The 15988-nt window shown below is 56.2% G+C and carries 16 protein-coding genes; 2 read left to right on the top strand and 14 right to left on the bottom strand.

Annotation, left to right across the window (positions count from 1 at the left end; genetic code table 11):
* The first annotated feature begins 84 nt into the window (after nt 1-84).
* The gene (locus AC2D8V_RS08175) at nt 85-1548 is read left to right on the top strand and encodes a DEAD/DEAH box helicase (protein WP_484733035.1); all 1464 of its coding nucleotides are present in this window, start codon (nt 85-87) and stop codon (nt 1546-1548) included.
* A gap of 50 nt (nt 1549-1598) precedes the next feature.
* Nucleotides 1599-1817 carry a tautomerase family protein gene (locus AC2D8V_RS08180; RefSeq protein WP_484733036.1) on the top strand — a complete coding sequence of 73 codons (219 nt, stop codon included), beginning with the start codon at nt 1599-1601 and terminating at the stop codon, nt 1815-1817.
* Here the strand turns inward: AC2D8V_RS08180 and AC2D8V_RS08185 are convergent.
* The 14 genes from AC2D8V_RS08185 to nuoG all read right to left on the bottom strand — a co-directional run bounded on the left by AC2D8V_RS08185 (nt 1814) and on the right by nuoG (nt 15963).
* Nucleotides 1814-3481, bottom strand: a complete 1668-nt coding sequence (locus AC2D8V_RS08185; RefSeq protein ID WP_484733037.1) for a ribonuclease J — start codon at nt 3479-3481, stop codon at nt 1814-1816. The genes AC2D8V_RS08180 and AC2D8V_RS08185 overlap by 4 nt on opposite strands.
* A 4-nt stretch (nt 3482-3485) precedes the next feature.
* Nucleotides 3486-4259 carry a type III pantothenate kinase gene (locus AC2D8V_RS08190; protein WP_484733038.1) on the bottom strand — a complete coding sequence of 258 codons (774 nt, stop codon included), beginning with the start codon at nt 4257-4259 and terminating at the stop codon, nt 3486-3488.
* Nucleotides 4260-4276: 17 nt separating this feature from the next.
* Nucleotides 4277-5014: a biotin--[acetyl-CoA-carboxylase] ligase gene (locus tag AC2D8V_RS08195; RefSeq protein ID WP_484733039.1), complete on the bottom strand. Its 738-nt coding sequence runs from the start codon at nt 5012-5014 to the stop codon at nt 4277-4279.
* Nucleotides 5015-5074: 60 nt separating this feature from the next.
* Nucleotides 5075-6514 carry an NADH-quinone oxidoreductase subunit NuoN gene (nuoN, locus tag AC2D8V_RS08200; RefSeq protein ID WP_484733040.1) on the bottom strand — a complete coding sequence of 480 codons (1440 nt, stop codon included), beginning with the start codon at nt 6512-6514 and terminating at the stop codon, nt 5075-5077.
* A gap of 15 nt (nt 6515-6529) precedes the next feature.
* The gene (locus tag AC2D8V_RS08205) at nt 6530-8071 is read right to left on the bottom strand and encodes an NADH-quinone oxidoreductase subunit M (protein WP_484733041.1); all 1542 of its coding nucleotides are present in this window, start codon (nt 8069-8071) and stop codon (nt 6530-6532) included.
* Entirely contained in the window at nt 8071-10143 is a 2073-nt protein-coding gene (nuoL, locus tag AC2D8V_RS08210) for an NADH-quinone oxidoreductase subunit L (RefSeq protein WP_484733042.1), read from the bottom strand. Before nuoL ends, AC2D8V_RS08205 begins: the two co-directional genes overlap by 1 nt.
* 4 nt (nt 10144-10147) lie before the next feature.
* Nucleotides 10148-10453, bottom strand: a complete 306-nt coding sequence (gene nuoK, locus AC2D8V_RS08215) for an NADH-quinone oxidoreductase subunit NuoK (RefSeq protein WP_008553673.1) — start codon at nt 10451-10453, stop codon at nt 10148-10150.
* A gap of 92 nt (nt 10454-10545) precedes the next feature.
* Entirely contained in the window at nt 10546-11016 is a 471-nt protein-coding gene (locus tag AC2D8V_RS08220; protein WP_484733043.1) for a hypothetical protein, read from the bottom strand.
* Nucleotides 11013-11615, bottom strand: a complete 603-nt coding sequence (locus tag AC2D8V_RS08225) for an NADH-quinone oxidoreductase subunit J (protein WP_484733044.1) — start codon at nt 11613-11615, stop codon at nt 11013-11015. Before AC2D8V_RS08225 ends, AC2D8V_RS08220 begins: the two co-directional genes overlap by 4 nt.
* Nucleotides 11612-12031 carry a carboxymuconolactone decarboxylase family protein gene (locus tag AC2D8V_RS08230; RefSeq protein WP_484733045.1) on the bottom strand — a complete coding sequence of 140 codons (420 nt, stop codon included), beginning with the start codon at nt 12029-12031 and terminating at the stop codon, nt 11612-11614. The genes AC2D8V_RS08225 and AC2D8V_RS08230 overlap by 4 nt, the downstream gene beginning before the upstream one ends.
* Entirely contained in the window at nt 12028-12522 is a 495-nt protein-coding gene (nuoI, locus tag AC2D8V_RS08235) for an NADH-quinone oxidoreductase subunit NuoI (RefSeq protein WP_298842096.1), read from the bottom strand. The genes AC2D8V_RS08230 and nuoI overlap by 4 nt, the downstream gene beginning before the upstream one ends.
* 1 nt (nt 12523) lies before the next feature.
* Nucleotides 12524-13561, bottom strand: coding sequence for an NADH-quinone oxidoreductase subunit NuoH (gene nuoH, locus AC2D8V_RS08240; RefSeq protein WP_484733046.1), 1038 nt, complete (start codon nt 13559-13561; stop codon nt 12524-12526).
* Nucleotides 13562-13567: 6 nt separating this feature from the next.
* Complete coding sequence (locus tag AC2D8V_RS08245; RefSeq protein ID WP_484733047.1) at nt 13568-13942, bottom strand: hypothetical protein; 375 nt, start codon at nt 13940-13942, stop codon at nt 13568-13570.
* Between the two features lie 5 nt (nt 13943-13947).
* Nucleotides 13948-15963 (bottom strand): NADH-quinone oxidoreductase subunit NuoG, encoded by a 2016-nt coding sequence (nuoG, locus tag AC2D8V_RS08250; RefSeq protein ID WP_484733048.1) that lies wholly within the window; start codon nt 15961-15963, stop codon nt 13948-13950.
* Between the last annotated feature and the right edge of the window lie 25 nt (nt 15964-15988).

Raw genomic sequence — 15988 nt, forward strand, 5'->3', positions numbered from 1 at the left:
GCGGCAGCGTGCCGCCTTTGGGCCAATCGGGCCGGTATCACAGACGCCGCGGGCCAAGTCAGCGTCCGCAAACCACGGATGCATATGACAAAGTTTTCTGAGTTAAATCTCAATCCCAAAGTGTTGAAGGCCATTGCAGAGGCCGGTTACGAAAATCCAACCCCGATCCAAGCAGGCGCCATTCCACCGGCTCTTGAAGGACGCGATGTCTTGGGCATTGCCCAAACCGGAACAGGTAAGACGGCCAGCTTTACGCTGCCCATGATTACGCTGTTGGCACGCGGCCGTGCACGGGCACGCATGCCCCGCAGCCTTGTATTGTGCCCCACGCGCGAATTGGCGGCTCAGGTCGCGGAAAATTTTGATACGTACACAAAGCACCTCAAGCTGACCAAAGCATTGCTGATCGGTGGCGTTTCGTTCAAAGAACAAGACAAACTGATCGACAAAGGTGTCGACGTACTGATCGCCACACCCGGCCGGCTGCTCGATCATTTCGAGCGCGGAAAACTGCTGTTGACGGGGGTGCAGATCATGGTGGTCGACGAGGCAGACCGGATGCTTGACATGGGGTTCATTCCCGATATCGAGCGCATTTTCAGCCTGACGCCGTTCACCCGCCAGACGTTGTTCTTCTCGGCCACAATGGCCCCAGAGATTGAGCGGATCACCAACACTTTTCTGTCGGCACCGGAGCGGATCGAAGTTGCGCGTCAGGCAACGACCGGTGAAAACATCAAACAAGGCGTGCTGATGTTCAAGGCGTCCCGGCGGGATCGTGAAGGTACGGAAAAACGCAAAGCGCTGCGTGCGCTGATCGACGCAGAGGGCGACAACTGCACAAACGCGATTATTTTCTGCAATCGCAAGACCGACGTCGACATCGTCGCCAAATCGCTTAGCAAATACAAGTATGACGCAGCCCCGATCCACGGCGACCTCGACCAAAGCCAGCGTACCCGCACGCTTGACGGATTCAGAGACGGCGAACTGCGCTTTCTTGTGGCTTCTGATGTCGCCGCGCGCGGTCTTGACGTTCCCTCGGTAAGTCACGTGTTCAACTTTGACGTGCCCAGCCACGCCGAAGACTACGTGCACCGGATCGGACGCACCGGTCGCGCCGGGCGTGACGGCAAAGCAATCATGATCTGCGTGCCGCGCGACGAAAAGAACCTCGCCGATATTGAACGCCTTGTTCAGAAGGAAATTCCGCGACTGGAAAATCCTATGGGGACACCCAAATCGGAGGAAAAAGACAACAACGCAGAGGCGGAGGTCAAAGCGGAAAGCAAACCGAAACCCTCGCAATCCCGCAGTCGGAAAAAGGTTGAGACCGAAGCGACCCCTGTACCGGAACAGAAAACCGAGCAGCCTCAACCTGTCGCCGAAGATCCAAACGAACACAAGCCAAAGCCGTCATCGCGCAGCCGCAGCAGTCGCGGAAAGTCGAACAGCAGAGACCGCGGTGGCAATACTGTTGTCGGCTTGGGCGATCACACCCCACAGTTCATCGAACTGAGCTTGAAAGAACGCAGTAAGGCGTCTTGACCCTGAACGGGCCGGCGTTAGCCTGACCCTTTTTACGGAAAGGGATGCAGATGCCGTTGATCGATATTCAGGTGATGGAAGGTGTTTTCACCAAAGACGAAAAAGCACGAATGATCGAGGCGGTCACGCGCGGCTTTGGCAGCGTTGCCGGAGCAGCAATGGCTGAGGCGACGTCCACGCGCATACATGAGATCAAACCAGGATCATGGGGTTATGGTGGTCGCGTGTTTTCCCTAGAAGACGCGCAAGCGATCAAAGCACGCGGCTAGCTCAACCGGCTGACAATAACGGTCACCTCGGGCTTTTTACCAATTTCATCCTGTGCGGTCTGTCGCGCGACACGGCGTAAACCTTCGTTGAGCTTGTCTTCATCACGCAGTGTTTTTGCCCCTGCCCGGCGGACCCATTGGCTCAAGTCCTCTTCCAGTACATCGACCAGAGGGGCGCGGCTGCGGCCTGTTTCCGGCAAGCCTTTTGTCTCGCACCACGGATCACCAAGTGGCTCATCCTCTTCATCGACAATCAGCGTGACAACCACATGACCATTCAACGCCATGCGTATCCGGTCGCGAACAACACCGTCCAGCGCGCCAATCTGGACTGATCCATCAAGGTATGTGCGGCCTGTTTCGATATACTCGGCCACACGTGGCTGGTTGCCCGAAAGATCGATCATCATCCCATTCACAGCCAAGACCCCGGTATACCCGTTACGCTCCGCCAGCTTTGCATGTTCGCGCAGGTGGCGATGCTCGCCATGCATGGGGATAAGCATCTGGGGCTTAACAATCGTCGTCAGCTCTTCAAGATCGGGACGGTTTGCATGGCCTGATACGTGATAGTGGCCCGAGCTGTCATCGACAACGTCGACACCTTGCTCGGAAAACGCGTTCATGATCCTGATGACGCCCTTTTCGTTGCCGGGAATGGTTTTCGAGGAAAACAGGAATGTGTCGCCCTCTTTCAACTCAATGCCCTGATATTTGCCACGCGACAGCTGTGCAGACGCAGCGCGCCGCTCGCCCTGACTGCCCGTTACCAACAACATCAGGTTTTCGCGTGGGATGTTTTGTGCATCCTCCGGGCTGACCGTTCCGGGGAAATCGTGCAGAACACCGGACTCAACCGCAGCTTCGATCATCCGACGCATGGCACGTCCCATCAGGACAATCGACCGCCCTGCAGCGGTGCCCGCTTCGGCAAGGGTTTTCACCCGCGCCACGTTTGACGCGAAAGTTGTAGCCACCACCATGCCTTTTGCGTTTTTGACCAGTTGTGTGATCTCCGGACCTACCGTGGCCTCGGAGCGGCCAGGATTTGGAGAGAATACATTGGTACTGTCGCAGACAAAGGCTTTCACACCGCCCTTGCTGACCTCGGCCCAGAGTGCGGGGTCATAGGGCTCTCCAACCAGCGGTGTTTTGTCGAGCTTGAAGTCACCGGAATGGATCACACGCCCGTCGGGGCTGTCGATCACAAGCGCCGAGCTTTCCGGAATCGAATGCGACATCGGCAAAAACCCGACTGTGAATGGGCCCGCAGTGACCCGCTCGGGCCAGGCGGACACGACCGACACGGTGTCTTCGGGGTATCCGTGCTCTTCCATCTTTCGGCGCGCGATGTTTGACGTAAATGCGCGTGCATAAATGGGCGCGCGCAAATGGTCGTATGTATGGGCCACTGCCCCGATATGGTCTTCGTGAGCGTGCGTGATGAAGATCGCTTCGATCTGGTCGCGCCGTTCGGTCAACCACGCGATATCGGGCAAAATGAGGTCAACACCCGGGCTGCCATCCATATCAGGAAAAGCCACGCCGATATCAACAACGATCAGCCGCTCCTTGCCCGGAGCGCCATACCCATAGACATAGGCATTCATACCAATTTCGCCCGCGCCGCCGAGGGGCAGGTAAATCAATCTCTCGCTGCTCATAAGACTAAGCGGTATCCTTGTTATATGCGTGGATCACGGTCAGGCCGTGCATTGTCAGATCGTCCCGAAACTCATCGAACAAGGCTTCCGACTGCTGGAAGAGAGGTGCCAGCCCACCTGTAGAAATTACCCGCATCTCGCGGTCGCGTTCCGCCTTGATACGTGCGCATATCTCGCGCACCAACCCAACGTAACCCCAAAAGACACCGGATTGCATACAAGCAACCGTATTGGTGCCAACCACCGCCTGCGGTTTTGAAATATCGACATGTGGCAGCGCTGCGGCAGCCTGATGCAAAGCCTCAAGGCTGAGGTTGATCCCCGGTGCGATCACGCCGCCGACATAAGCGCCATCGCTATCCACAACATCAAAGGTCGTCGCCGTGCCAAAATCGACCATGATCAGGTCGCCGCCATAAAGATTATGACCCGCAACGGTGTTCACCAGCCGGTCAGGTCCCACGTTGGTACCTTGATCCACACGCACGTCTACCGGCAACAGACAGTCAGGCTTGCCCACAACCAAGGGCCGTGTGTTGAAATACCGGTCGGCAAAAACACGCAGGTTGAAAACGACGCGCGGCACAGTGGACGAAATGATCACATCGGTGATCTCAACCTCAAGCTTCTGAAAGCGCATCAACGTGCTCAGCCAGACGTAATACTGATCAGCTGTGCGTTGCCACTCCGTTGACGTTCGCCAGGTCGCCAGAAAACGCTCCCCATCCCAGATGGAGAACACGGTGTTCGTATTCCCGCAATCAATTGCCAAAAGCATCTGCGACACCCCACTCGTCAGAAAAAGACATCCGCCGCCGAAATCGTCCGGACACCTTGCGCGCCGCGTAGCACAAGATGGCCCCGGGCGTCCACATCCTCAAATATCCCCGAAATCTCTTCATTCACCGTACGAGCCGTAATCGCTTCGCCGATGCGCGCCGCGCGCGCGCGCCATTCGGTACGGATGGGCTCGAACCCAAAAGTTGCAAACTGATCTTCGACAATACTGTATTGGCCCGCCAAAACGCCAAGAAAAACTTCCGGCGCGACAGAGACACCGCCTTCACCGGCAAAGGACACAGGCAACAGCGCACCCGGCTCCACATCCTTTGCATCAGGCGCCTTGGCAAGGTTGACACCGACCCCGATGTTCAACACCCCGCCAGCAGACGTCTCCAGCAAAATGCCCGCAAGCTTGCCGCCCTTGAACAGCACATCATTCGGCCATTTTAACGACAGGTGATCAGCCCGCCCGGCGATTTCCTCAAGGCACCGAAAAAGCGCCAGTGACGTCACAAACGATCGCAAGGCCCAACTGGCCGGATCACCATCGGGACGCAGCACAAGTGTTGCCGCAAAATTACCCGGAGGCATCCGCCAAGGGCGTCCGCGCCGCCCCCGCCCGGCAGTTTGCCGATGCGCCATGACCCAGAAAGGCGCTGGCTGTTGTGCAGCCAGCCGCCCTGCCTCGTCCAACGTTGATGAAACCTCGTCGAGAACTACGCGCCCATATCCTTCCGGCCACGAGATCACTGCTTCTTTGACCCGAGAGAAAGAAAACCGGAGGGTCGCTCTGCCGCGAAGGGCGACTGTTTAGTTGACAAGCGTTGCCGCCGCCGCAGCAGCCGCAGCCTCCACGCCGAACATGTTCGCAATGCCAAGCACCATTATCGCCGCAGACGCCATCAGGAACCCCCACAAAACCGTGGATCCTCCAGCATCGACACCGTCCTTGCTCTCGTCACCGAAGTACATGAAGAAAACAATGCGTAGATAGTAGAAAGCCCCGATCACCGATGCGATCACACCGGCAATGGCCAGCCACGCCAAACCGCCCTCGTAGGCGGCCCGCAAAACATAGAACTTGCCAAAAAAGCCCAGCATCGGCGGCACACCCGCAAGGCTGAACAGCAACACAAGCATCGCAAGCGCCTTGCCCGGTTCTTTTTTGGCATACATGTTCAAGGCGGCGATATCAGTCACCGGCTGCCCGTCGCGTTCCATCATCAGTATGAAGGCAAAGGTACCGACGTTCATGGTGACGTAGATTGCCATGTAGATCAGCATCGCTTGCACACCCAATACGGTGCCTGCGGCCAGTCCCATCAGCGCATAACCCATATGAGCAATGGAAGAGAACGCCATGAGGCGCTTGATATTGGTTTGCCCGATCGCGGCAACGGCGCCAAGAAACATCGACAGCACTGACAGCAGCGCAACGATCTGGCTCCAGTCACTTACGGCATTTCCAAACGCGTCATGCAGAACCCGCGCAAAAAGTGCCATGGCAGCCACCTTGGGAGCCGTGGCAAAAAACGCAGTGATTGGTGTGGGCGCGCCTTCATAGACGTCTGGCGTCCACATATGGAAAGGCACCGCAGACACTTTGAACGCCAACCCTGCGATCAGGAAAACGAGCCCGAAAAGCAGCCCCAGCGATACGTCACCGTGCTGTGCCGTCTGTATGATCCCAGAGAACAGTGTCGTACCGGAATACCCGTATACCAAAGACGCGCCGTACAGTAGCAGACCCGAAGACAGGGCGCCCAGCACAAAGTATTTCAAGCCGGCCTCTGTCGACTTGACGCTATCGCGTCGCAGAGACGCAACGACGTAGAGTGACAGTGACTGCAGTTCCAGACCCATGTAGAGCGCCATAAGGTCGCCGGCACCAACCATGACCATCATGCCAACGGCGGCAAGGGCAACTAGCAAAGGGTATTCAAATCGCAACAAGCCGCGCGATTTCATGTATCCTTCAGACATGACAAGCACTGCTGCAGCGGAGAACAATACTGTCACCTTGGCAAACCGCGCAAACGCGTCTTCGATCAGCATACCGCCAAAGGCGACATTGGTACCATCACCGTTGATCATGATCCAGACGCCAGCCACGACCATCACAGCGGCGGTCAGCCACACCAGCACTGAGGCCATATCGTCCTTGGTCGTATATACCGCCAACAGCAGCATTCCCATCGCGTAGATCGAGAGTGAGATCTCGGGAAGAATAAGGGTCAGGTCCGCGCTCATATCCGCATCCGTCCTTTAATTCGACGCCAGTTGGCTTGCAGCTTCGGCTGCGGCCAGCGCCGTATCGTAATTTTCAACTAGGGCTGCCACCGCCGGGCCCGTGATATCCAGCACCAACGCCGGATAGACGCCCAGCAGCAGTGTCATGGCGACCAGAGGGGCGAAAATCCACCGCTCGCGCGGGCTCATGTCGGTAATGGACTTGAGGCTTTCTTTGATAAGGTCCCCCATCACCACACGGCGATATAGCCACAGAGCATAGGCGGCCGAAAAGATCACCCCTGTCGTGGCCACCGCGGCAACCCATGTGTTCACTTGGAAAACCGCCATCAGTGTCAGGAATTCACCGACAAATCCGGATGTACCCGGAAGCCCGACATTGGCCATTGTGAAAAGCATGAAGATCAGCGCGTAAGCAGGCATACGGTTCACCAACCCGCCATAGGCATCGATCTCGCGGGTGTGCATCCGGTCATAAATGACGCCGACACACAAAAAGAGCGCGCCGGAGATGAACCCGTGACTGATCATCTGAAAGATCGCCCCGTCCAAGCCCTGCTGGTTCGCGGCAAAGATACCCATGGTCACAAAGCCCATGTGCGCCACAGACGAATATGCGATCAGTTTTTTCATATCCTCCTGCACCAGCGCGACGAGTGACGTGTACACAATCGCAATCGCCGACATCCACAAAACCAACGGTGTCAGAACCTCGGCACCGACCGGAAACATCGGGATTGAAAACCGCAAAAAGCCGTAACCGCCCATCTTCAACAGGATCGCGGCAAGCACGACCGACCCGGCAGTTGGCGCCTGCACGTGCGCGTCCGGCAGCCATGTATGTACAGGCCACATCGGCATCTTGACGGCAAAGCTGGCAAAAAACGCGAGGAACAAAAGCGTTTGCATGCCCCCGACGATCTGGATGCCCATGACCGAGAAGTTCTCAAAGGCAAACTCGTGCTGCAGCAACACTTCAATGTCCGTGGTTCCCGCGTCGGCAAACATGCCGACCATGGCCACAAGCATCAGCACCGAACCGAGGAACGTGTACAAAAAGAACTTGAAGCTGGCGTAGATGCGGTTTGCGCCACCCCAGATGCCAATGATCAGGAACATCGGGATCAATCCCGCCTCAAAGAAGAGGTAGAACAGCACCAGATCCAGCGCCATAAACACGCCAAGCATCAGTGTTTCGAGCAACAAGAACGCAATCATGTATTCCTTGACCCGGTCCGTCACGTTCCACGACGCCGCAATAACCAGCGGCATGATGAAGGTCGTCAGCATCACGAACAGAACCGAGATGCCGTCTACGCCCATCTTGTATTGCAAGCCCAGCAACCAATCGCGCTCTTCCACGAACTGAAAGCCCGTGTCCTGCGCGTCAAATCCGGACAGGATAAACAAGGATACAAGGAAGGTGACAGTGGTCGCCGACATCGCGATCCACTTGGCGTTGCGAATGGCAAATTCATCGTCCCCGCGCAGAAAGATCGCCATGATGAGCGCCGCAACGGCTGGCAGAAAGGTAACAATGGACAGAAGGTTTTCCATCAGTTTGCTCCTCCGCCGAGCGTCATCCACGTAATCAGCACCGCGATGCCGATGACCATGGCGAATGCATAGGTAAAGATGTAGCCGGACTGCGCGCGCCCTGCGAGGCGGGTAAAGAAGGGAATGATCCCCATCGCCACACCATTGAGGCTACCGTCGATCACGTTGCCATCGCCACGTTTCCAGAAGAAGCTGCCGATCCATTTTGCCGGACCTACAAAGATCGCGTCATAGAGTTCGTCGAAGTACCATTTGTTTTTCAGGAACAGGTACAGCGGGCGCTGATTTTCGGCCAGACGTTTGGGCAGTGCCGGGTTCACGATGTAGAACCAATAGGCCACGGCAAAACCAAGAAGCATCGCAATGAACGGTGAAACCTTTACCCACGTTGGCACATAATGCGCTTCGTGAAGAACGGTGTTTTCGGGCGCGATATAAATACCTGCCTCGCCTGGTCCGTCTTCCATGACGTATTTGAGCTCGGATGCTTTGGGGCTGCGCTCTGCCACGGCTTTCTTCAACTCTTCTGCCGGAGCCTCATAGTGGCCGCCAAAGAACTTGATGACCTCGTTGGTCTTGCCGAAAAAGCTTGAATACCAAATGGCACCGGCTAACACAGATCCAATAGCCAGAACGCCAAGAGGTATCAGCATCACATTCGGGCTTTCATGGGCATGTTCGTGGGTATGCTTGTCGCCCCTGGGTTTGCCCCAGAAGGTGAGAAACATCAGCCGCCAAGAATAGAAAGACGTGAACAGAGCAGCGATAACCAAGGCCCAGAAAGGAAAGCCACCAGGCATTGCGGCATAGGCGCTTTCGATGACCGCATCCTTGGATGCAAAGCCTGCAAAACCGATCCATCCGGTCAATGGAATGCCCACACCCGTAATCGCGAGGGTGCCGATCAGCATGGCATAAAAGGTATAAGGTATCTTTTTGCGCAGCCCGCCGTAGTTCATCATATCCTGTTCGTGGTGCATCGCATGAATGACCGAGCCTGCGCCCAAAAACAGCATCGCCTTGAAGAAAGCATGGGTGAACAGGTGAAACATCGCCACCGAGTAGGCGCCCACACCTGCCGCAACGAACATGTAGCCAAGCTGCGAACACGTTGAATAAGCAATGACGCGTTTGATGTCCGTCTGTACCAGCCCCACCGTGGCCGCGAAAAACGCGGTTGCGGCCCCGAGGAACGTTACGAAAAGCATTGCCTCGGGTGCGAATTCCATGATCGGCGACATGCGGCAGACAAGAAAGACACCGGCCGTCACCATGGTTGCGGCATGGATCAGAGCGGAAACCGGTGTTGGCCCTTCCATCGCGTCCGGCAGCCAAGTGTGCAGGAACAGCTGTGCCGATTTTCCCATTGCGCCGATGAACAGCAGGAACGCAACCAGGTTTGCCGCATTCCACTCCGACCACAGGAAGGTCAGCTGGGTCTCCGCCAATTCAGGAGCGGCTGCAAAAACGTCCGAAAAATTGATGCTATCAGTCAGGAAGAACAGCGCGAAAATGCCCAGTGCAAACCCGAAATCCCCAACCCGGTTGACCACAAAGGCCTTGATCGCAGCAGCATTTGCCGAGGGTTTGCGGTAGTAAAAACCGATCAGCAGGTAGGACGCGACCCCTACCCCTTCCCAGCCAAAGAACATCTGAACGAGGTTATCTGCTGTCACCAGCATCAGCATCGCAAAGGTAAAGAACGAAAGATAGGCAAAGAAACGCGGCTTGTAGCTTTCACCTTCTTTCCACTGTGGATCATGATCCATATAGCCAAAGGAATACAGGTGCACGAGGCTGGATACCGTGGTGATCACGATCAGCATGATCGCCGTCAAACGGTCCAGCCGGATCGCCCAATCCGTGCTGAGAGAGCCACTTTCGATAAAGCGCAGGATTTGAATTTGCTCTGTTGTGCCGTCAAACGTCAGGAAGACGATCCATGACAGCAGAGCAGACAGGAACAAGAGCCCTGTAGCAATCCAGCAGGCCGCTGTTTCGCCTAAGACTTTCCATCCAAATCCGCACAAAATGGCACCGATAAGAGGGGCAAAGAGAAGTATTGTTTCCATGATCTCAGCCCTTCATCACGTTGACATCTTCCACGGCAATAGTGCCGCGGTTGCGGAAGAAACAGACAAGAATGGCAAGGCCAATCGCTGCCTCCGCTGCCGCGACCGTGAGGACAAAGAGTGTAAACACCTGCCCCACCAGATCACCGAGAAAACTGGAGAAAGCCACAAGATTGATGTTCACCGCGAGAAGCATCAGTTCGATGCTCATCAGCAGGATGATCACATTCTTGCGGTTCAGAAAGAGCCCGAAAATCCCGATGACAAAAAGCGTCGCCGCCACTGTCAGGTAGTGTTCCAAACCAATCATCTTCTATCCCTCTGAGGGTCTTTGCCCCCAAGTTTGGTTCCCATTTTGTCGGGGCAATTCTGCCCCCGCACCCGGCTAAAGGTGCGCAACTGTCACAGGCTCTGCAGCCTGAATTCCGGTTTGCCGCCGCGCGCCTCCGGGTAGAAGGCAGCGCAGGCACAAGTTTCATTTGTCGTTGTCGCAATCTCCACATCGCGTGCGATCTTTCTTAGATCGGCGGCAATTCTTTCCAGCGTTGCAAAGACCCGCGACCCGCTTTCGTGACGCGCAATCACGCCCATCGCATCCTCGGTACGGTCAAATGGGCTGCGCGCATTCATGTTGTCTTCGGCCACACGCGCCTTTAGCGCTTTGCCTGATTCACAGTCCATGATCGTCAGGTCAGTTGCAGTGCCTTCCTGAGACCACCAGTCGCGCCACATCACGCGGCCTTTTCCAAGGTCCACATGATCCGCCTCGCCGCCATGGCTGACATGCGTTGTGCGTGCACAATCGCCCGGAACCAATGCGTGCGCCGAACCCGCGGCGCAAACCGCGAGGCTTATGATGACGTTTCGGATCAAAGACCCTGCCCCGGCTTGACGTCTTTCAACTCCATCGCGACTGCAGGGTCGCGCATCATCTGAGCGACAACATTCTGACGTTTGACGTCCGCGCGATGGCGTAAAGTCAGCACAATGGCACCAATCATCGCAACCAGAAGGATCAGCCCCGACAACTGGAAGAGCAAAAAGTACTGGTCGTAAAGAATGAGCCCCAAGGCCTGTGTATTGTGCTGGTCCACTGGCGTGACGTTGGCACGCAAACCTTCAGCGGCCGCGTTGCTTTCCCATGCACCAAACGCCATGACGAATTGCATCAGGATTACCACACCGATCAGCAGCGCCAGCGGCATGTATTTCGCCATCTCAGCCTTGAGTTCGGCGAAATCGACGTCCAGCATCATCACCACAAAGAGGAAAAGGACAGCGACTGCGCCTACGTACACAATGACCAACAGCATTGCGACAAACTCTGCACCAAGAAGGACGAATAGCCCCGCAGACGACAGGAAGGCCAGAATAAGCCAGAGCACCGAGTGCACCGGGTTCCGGCTGATCACGGTGAACAGACCACCGGCGATCACGCAAATCGCGAATAGGTAAAAGGCAAAAACGATCATTCTTCGTCCTTTTCTTCATCCAGAACCTGCTGCGCCAGTTCCAGCGCGCGGGTCATAGCAGGCAGGCCCGCAAACATCGACATCTGACCGATGGTCTCGACAATATGCTGCTGGCTTGCACCTGCCTCAAGCGCATGGCGCACCGCCTGACGGAAGGCCACATCGTTCTGTGCGCCCTGCATCGTCAGACCCGCCAGCGTGAGCAACATGCGCGTTCGCGCATCCAACCCGCCCTCATTCAGCGTATTGCCGAACATCATTTCCATCATGTCCTTGGGCATGGTGCCCATCATCTTTTCGAAACCTTTTGGGGTGAACGCCTCCATCGCAGGAAAGGCCTTTGCCATCTCCTGCGCTTGCGCCATCATTTGCGCAAACGGGTTCATGCCCTCAAATGGGTTCTTTTGATCGCTCATCTGTAAGGTGCGTCCATTTCAAGGTTGCGCGCGATCTCGGCTTCCCACCGCTCACCGTTGTCCAAAAGCTTTTGCTTGTCGTAGTAAAGCTCTTCGCGTGTTTCAGTAGAAAATTCGAAGTTTGGCCCCTCGACAATCGCATCCACCGGGCAGGCTTCCTGACAGAAGCCACAGTAGATGCACTTGGTCATATCAATGTCGTACCGCGTCGTCCGGCGGCTGCCATCCTCGCGCGGTTCCGCATCAATCGTAATCGCCTGAGCAGGACAGATCGCTTCGCAAAGCTTACAGGCAATGCAGCGTTCCTCGCCGTTTGGGTAACGGCGCAGCGCGTGCTCTCCGCGAAAGCGCGGCGACAAAGGCCCCTTTTCGTGTGGGTAGTTCAGCGTCGCTTTGGGCGCGAAGAAATACTTAAGCCCCAGCTTCATCCCCACCCAGAAATCCTGAAGCAGGAAATACTTGGCAGCGCGTGTGTAGTCGATCTGTGTCATATCAACCTCCCATGCCCCAGCGCGCATAAGCGCCCCAGAACCAATCGAATTTCGCGGCAAAGGCAACAAATACAACCCAGGCAAGGCTGAATGGCAGGAACACTTTCCATCCCAGACGCATCAACTGGTCATAGCGGTACCGTGGTGTGATTGCCTTCACCATCGCAAAGATAAAGAAGAAGAACGCCATCTTGGCGACCATCCACAGGGCACCATCGGGCAGACCGGGGATCGGAGACAGCCAGCCACCAAAGAATAGCAGCGAAGTCAGAGCGCACATCAGGAAGATCGCAATGTACTCACCTGCCATAAAAAGAAGAAACGGTGTGGACGAATATTCAACCTGATAACCCGCGACCAGTTCAGATTCAGCCTCCGGCAAATCGAACGGCGGGCGGTTCGTTTCGGCAAGGCAGCTGACAAAGAACAGGAACACCATCGGGAAGTGTGGAAGCCAGTACCAGCTAAAGAACCCGTATGGACCATCTTGCGCGGCGACAATGCCGCCAAAATTCATCGACCCGGTAGAGATGATCACACCGATAATGATCAAGCCCAGCGACACTTCGTAAGAAATCATCTGTGCTGCAGACCGGAGCGAGCCAAGGAATGGGTATTTTGAGTTAGAAGCCCAGCCCCCCATGATCACCCCGTACACTTCGAGCGAAGAGACCGCGAAAACAAACAGGATGGCCACGTTAATGTCGCTGAGCACCCACGTCTCGTTGAAAGGGATCACTGCCCATGCGATCAACGCCAGAACAAAAGAGGTCATCGGCGCGAGCATGAAAACCGTTTTGTCCGCACCGGCGGGAACGACAATCTCTTTGACGACATATTTGAGCGCGTCGGCAACGGTTTGCAGCAAGCCGTAAACGCCCACCACGTTTGGACCGCGGCGCATTTGCACGGCCGCCCAGATCTTGCGGTCGCCATAAACAAGGAAAAGCAAAGACACCATCACGAAACCGATGACCGCCAGCACTTGCGCCAGGATCAGAACGGCAATGCCGCCGGGAGTGGTAAAGAAATCAGCCATAAGTCCTCACACCGTCGGTATTCCAGCTTCTGCGCAGGCAGCCACGGTGACATCGGCGTCAATCGTGGATACCCCAGCAGGCAGGGCCGGCGAAATGGTGTAAACAGCATCTGCCGACCACACGCCACCCTCTTCGTTCAAATTTGTGCGCAAATGACGCGCAAATCCGTAGCCTTTCGACAAGGCATATGCTGCGACTGCACATTCTGTGTAGTCGCGCAGGTTTTCACTGTTTTGCGCATTGGTCATTGTCGCCTCGATCAGCACCAGATCGTCAGCAAGCACAATGGGCACAGCGCCGAGGTATTCGGGGATGAAATCCTCTGCCACCGGAGCAGCCGGCGCGCAGGCGGCAAGGGCCATGGGCGATATCAATGCCATGCGCTTCACTCTGCTGCCATCGCCTCTTGCCGGCGTGCCTTGGCGTTTGCGGAAAGCTCGGCCATCAACTCAGATGCACGGGTAATCGGGTTGGTGAGATAAAAATCCGTCACCGGCGACTTGAAATCACCGGTTCCCAATGTGCCCTTGGGCACCGCCTGCCAGTCATTTTCCGGCACTGTATCGATTTTGGCCAGGTGAGGCACGTCCTTGACAAGCGCCTGCCGCAGTTGCGCAATGCTGTCATAGGGCAACTTGGCGTCCATTTCGGCGGAAAGAGCGCGCAGGATTGCCCAGTTTTCCTTGGCATCGCCCGGCGCAAAGCTGGCGCGCAGCGCAAGTTGCGGGCGCCCTTCGGTGTTCACAAAAAGCCCGGGCTCTTCTGTGTAAGCCGCAGACGGCAGGATGATATCAGCTCTGTGCGCGCCGCGGTCGCCGTGGCTACCTTGATAAATAACAAAAGGTCCCTGCGCGATATCAACTTCATCAGCACCGAGGTTGTAGATCACCTCTGCCTGCTGAACAGCCGCCATGCCATCAGGATTGGTAGCGCCAACGTCCATGGCCCCCACGCGACCCGCTGCCGTATGCAAAACCAAAAGTTTTGCGCCACTTTTCTCAACAATCGCCTGCGCCTCGGCAAGAACTGCGTCGCCATCTTCGCCTGTGAGAGCCCCCATGCCGACGACTGCGATGCAATTCTTGTCCTCAAGTTCCGTCATATCGAGACCAGCTACATGCGAAAGCGCCGCGCGGTCTGTGCCCATATGTTCGTATTCAAACGTCAGATCGGCTGCTTCACCAATCACCACGACATCTGCACCCTTTGTCCACGCCTTGCGGATGCGCGCGTTGAGTACAGGTGCCTCTACCGCCGGGTTCGTGCCGATCAGCAGGATTTTGTCTGCCGTATCAATGTCTTCAATAGCTGCGGTGCCCACATATGCCGATCTGTTACCACTTGGCAGCTTGGCACCATCTGTACGGCACTCGACAACACCGCCCTGCCCTTCGATCAGTTGTTTCAGCGCAAAGGCTGCCTCTGCGGGTGCAAGATCGCCCACCAGACCTGCCAGTTTCTTGCCCTTCATCGCGGCGGCGGCCGCTTGCAGGGCTTCAGGCCAGCTTGCGGGTTGCAATTTGCCTTCTTTGCGCACGTAGGGTCTGTCCAGCCGCTGACGACGCAAGCCGTCCCACACAAAACGAGTCTTGTCCGAAATCCACTCTTCATTCACGCCGTCGTGGTTGCGCGGCAGAAAGCGCATCACTTCACGTCCCTTGGTATCAACGCGGATGTTTGAGCCCAAAGCGTCCATAACGTCGATACTTTCGGTTTTGGTCAGTTCCCAGGGCCGCGCTGTAAATGCGTAAGGCTTTGAAACCAAAGCGCCAACAGGGCAAAGGTCAATGATGTTACCTTGCATGTTGCTATCGAGTGTCTGCCCCAAATAGGACGTGATTTCGGCATCCTCACCGCGTCCGGTCTGACCCATCTGGTGGATCCCCGCGACCTCGGTGGTAAAACGCACGCAGCGGGTGCAGGAAATGCAACGCGTCATATGCGTCTCGACAAGCGGACCAAGGTCAAGGTCTTCGGTCGCGCGCTTGGGTTCGCGGTAACGGCTGAAGTCTACACCATAGGCCATTGCCTGATCCTGAAGATCACACTCGCCGCCCTGATCGCAGATCGGGCAATCCAGCGGGTGGTTGATCAGCAAAAACTCCATCACGCCTTCACGTGCCTTTTTAACCATGGGCGAGTTGGTTTTGACCACGGGCGGCTGACCCTCAGGGCCCGGGCGCAAGTCTTTGACCTGCATGGCACAGGAAGCCGCAGGCTTGGGCGGGCCACCGACAACTTCGACAAGGCACATGCGACAGTTGCCGGCAATTGTAAGGCGCTCGTGATAGCAAAACCGCGGGATTTCGATCCCCGCTTCTTCGCAGGCCTGGATCAACGTCATCGCGCCATCCACTTCAACCTCGTTCCCGTCGATCACGACTTTACGCAGATTGCTCATATCTTTTGCCTTCATCCTCCGACCC

It is taken from the genome of Roseobacter sp. YIN89 (assembly GCF_057219365.1).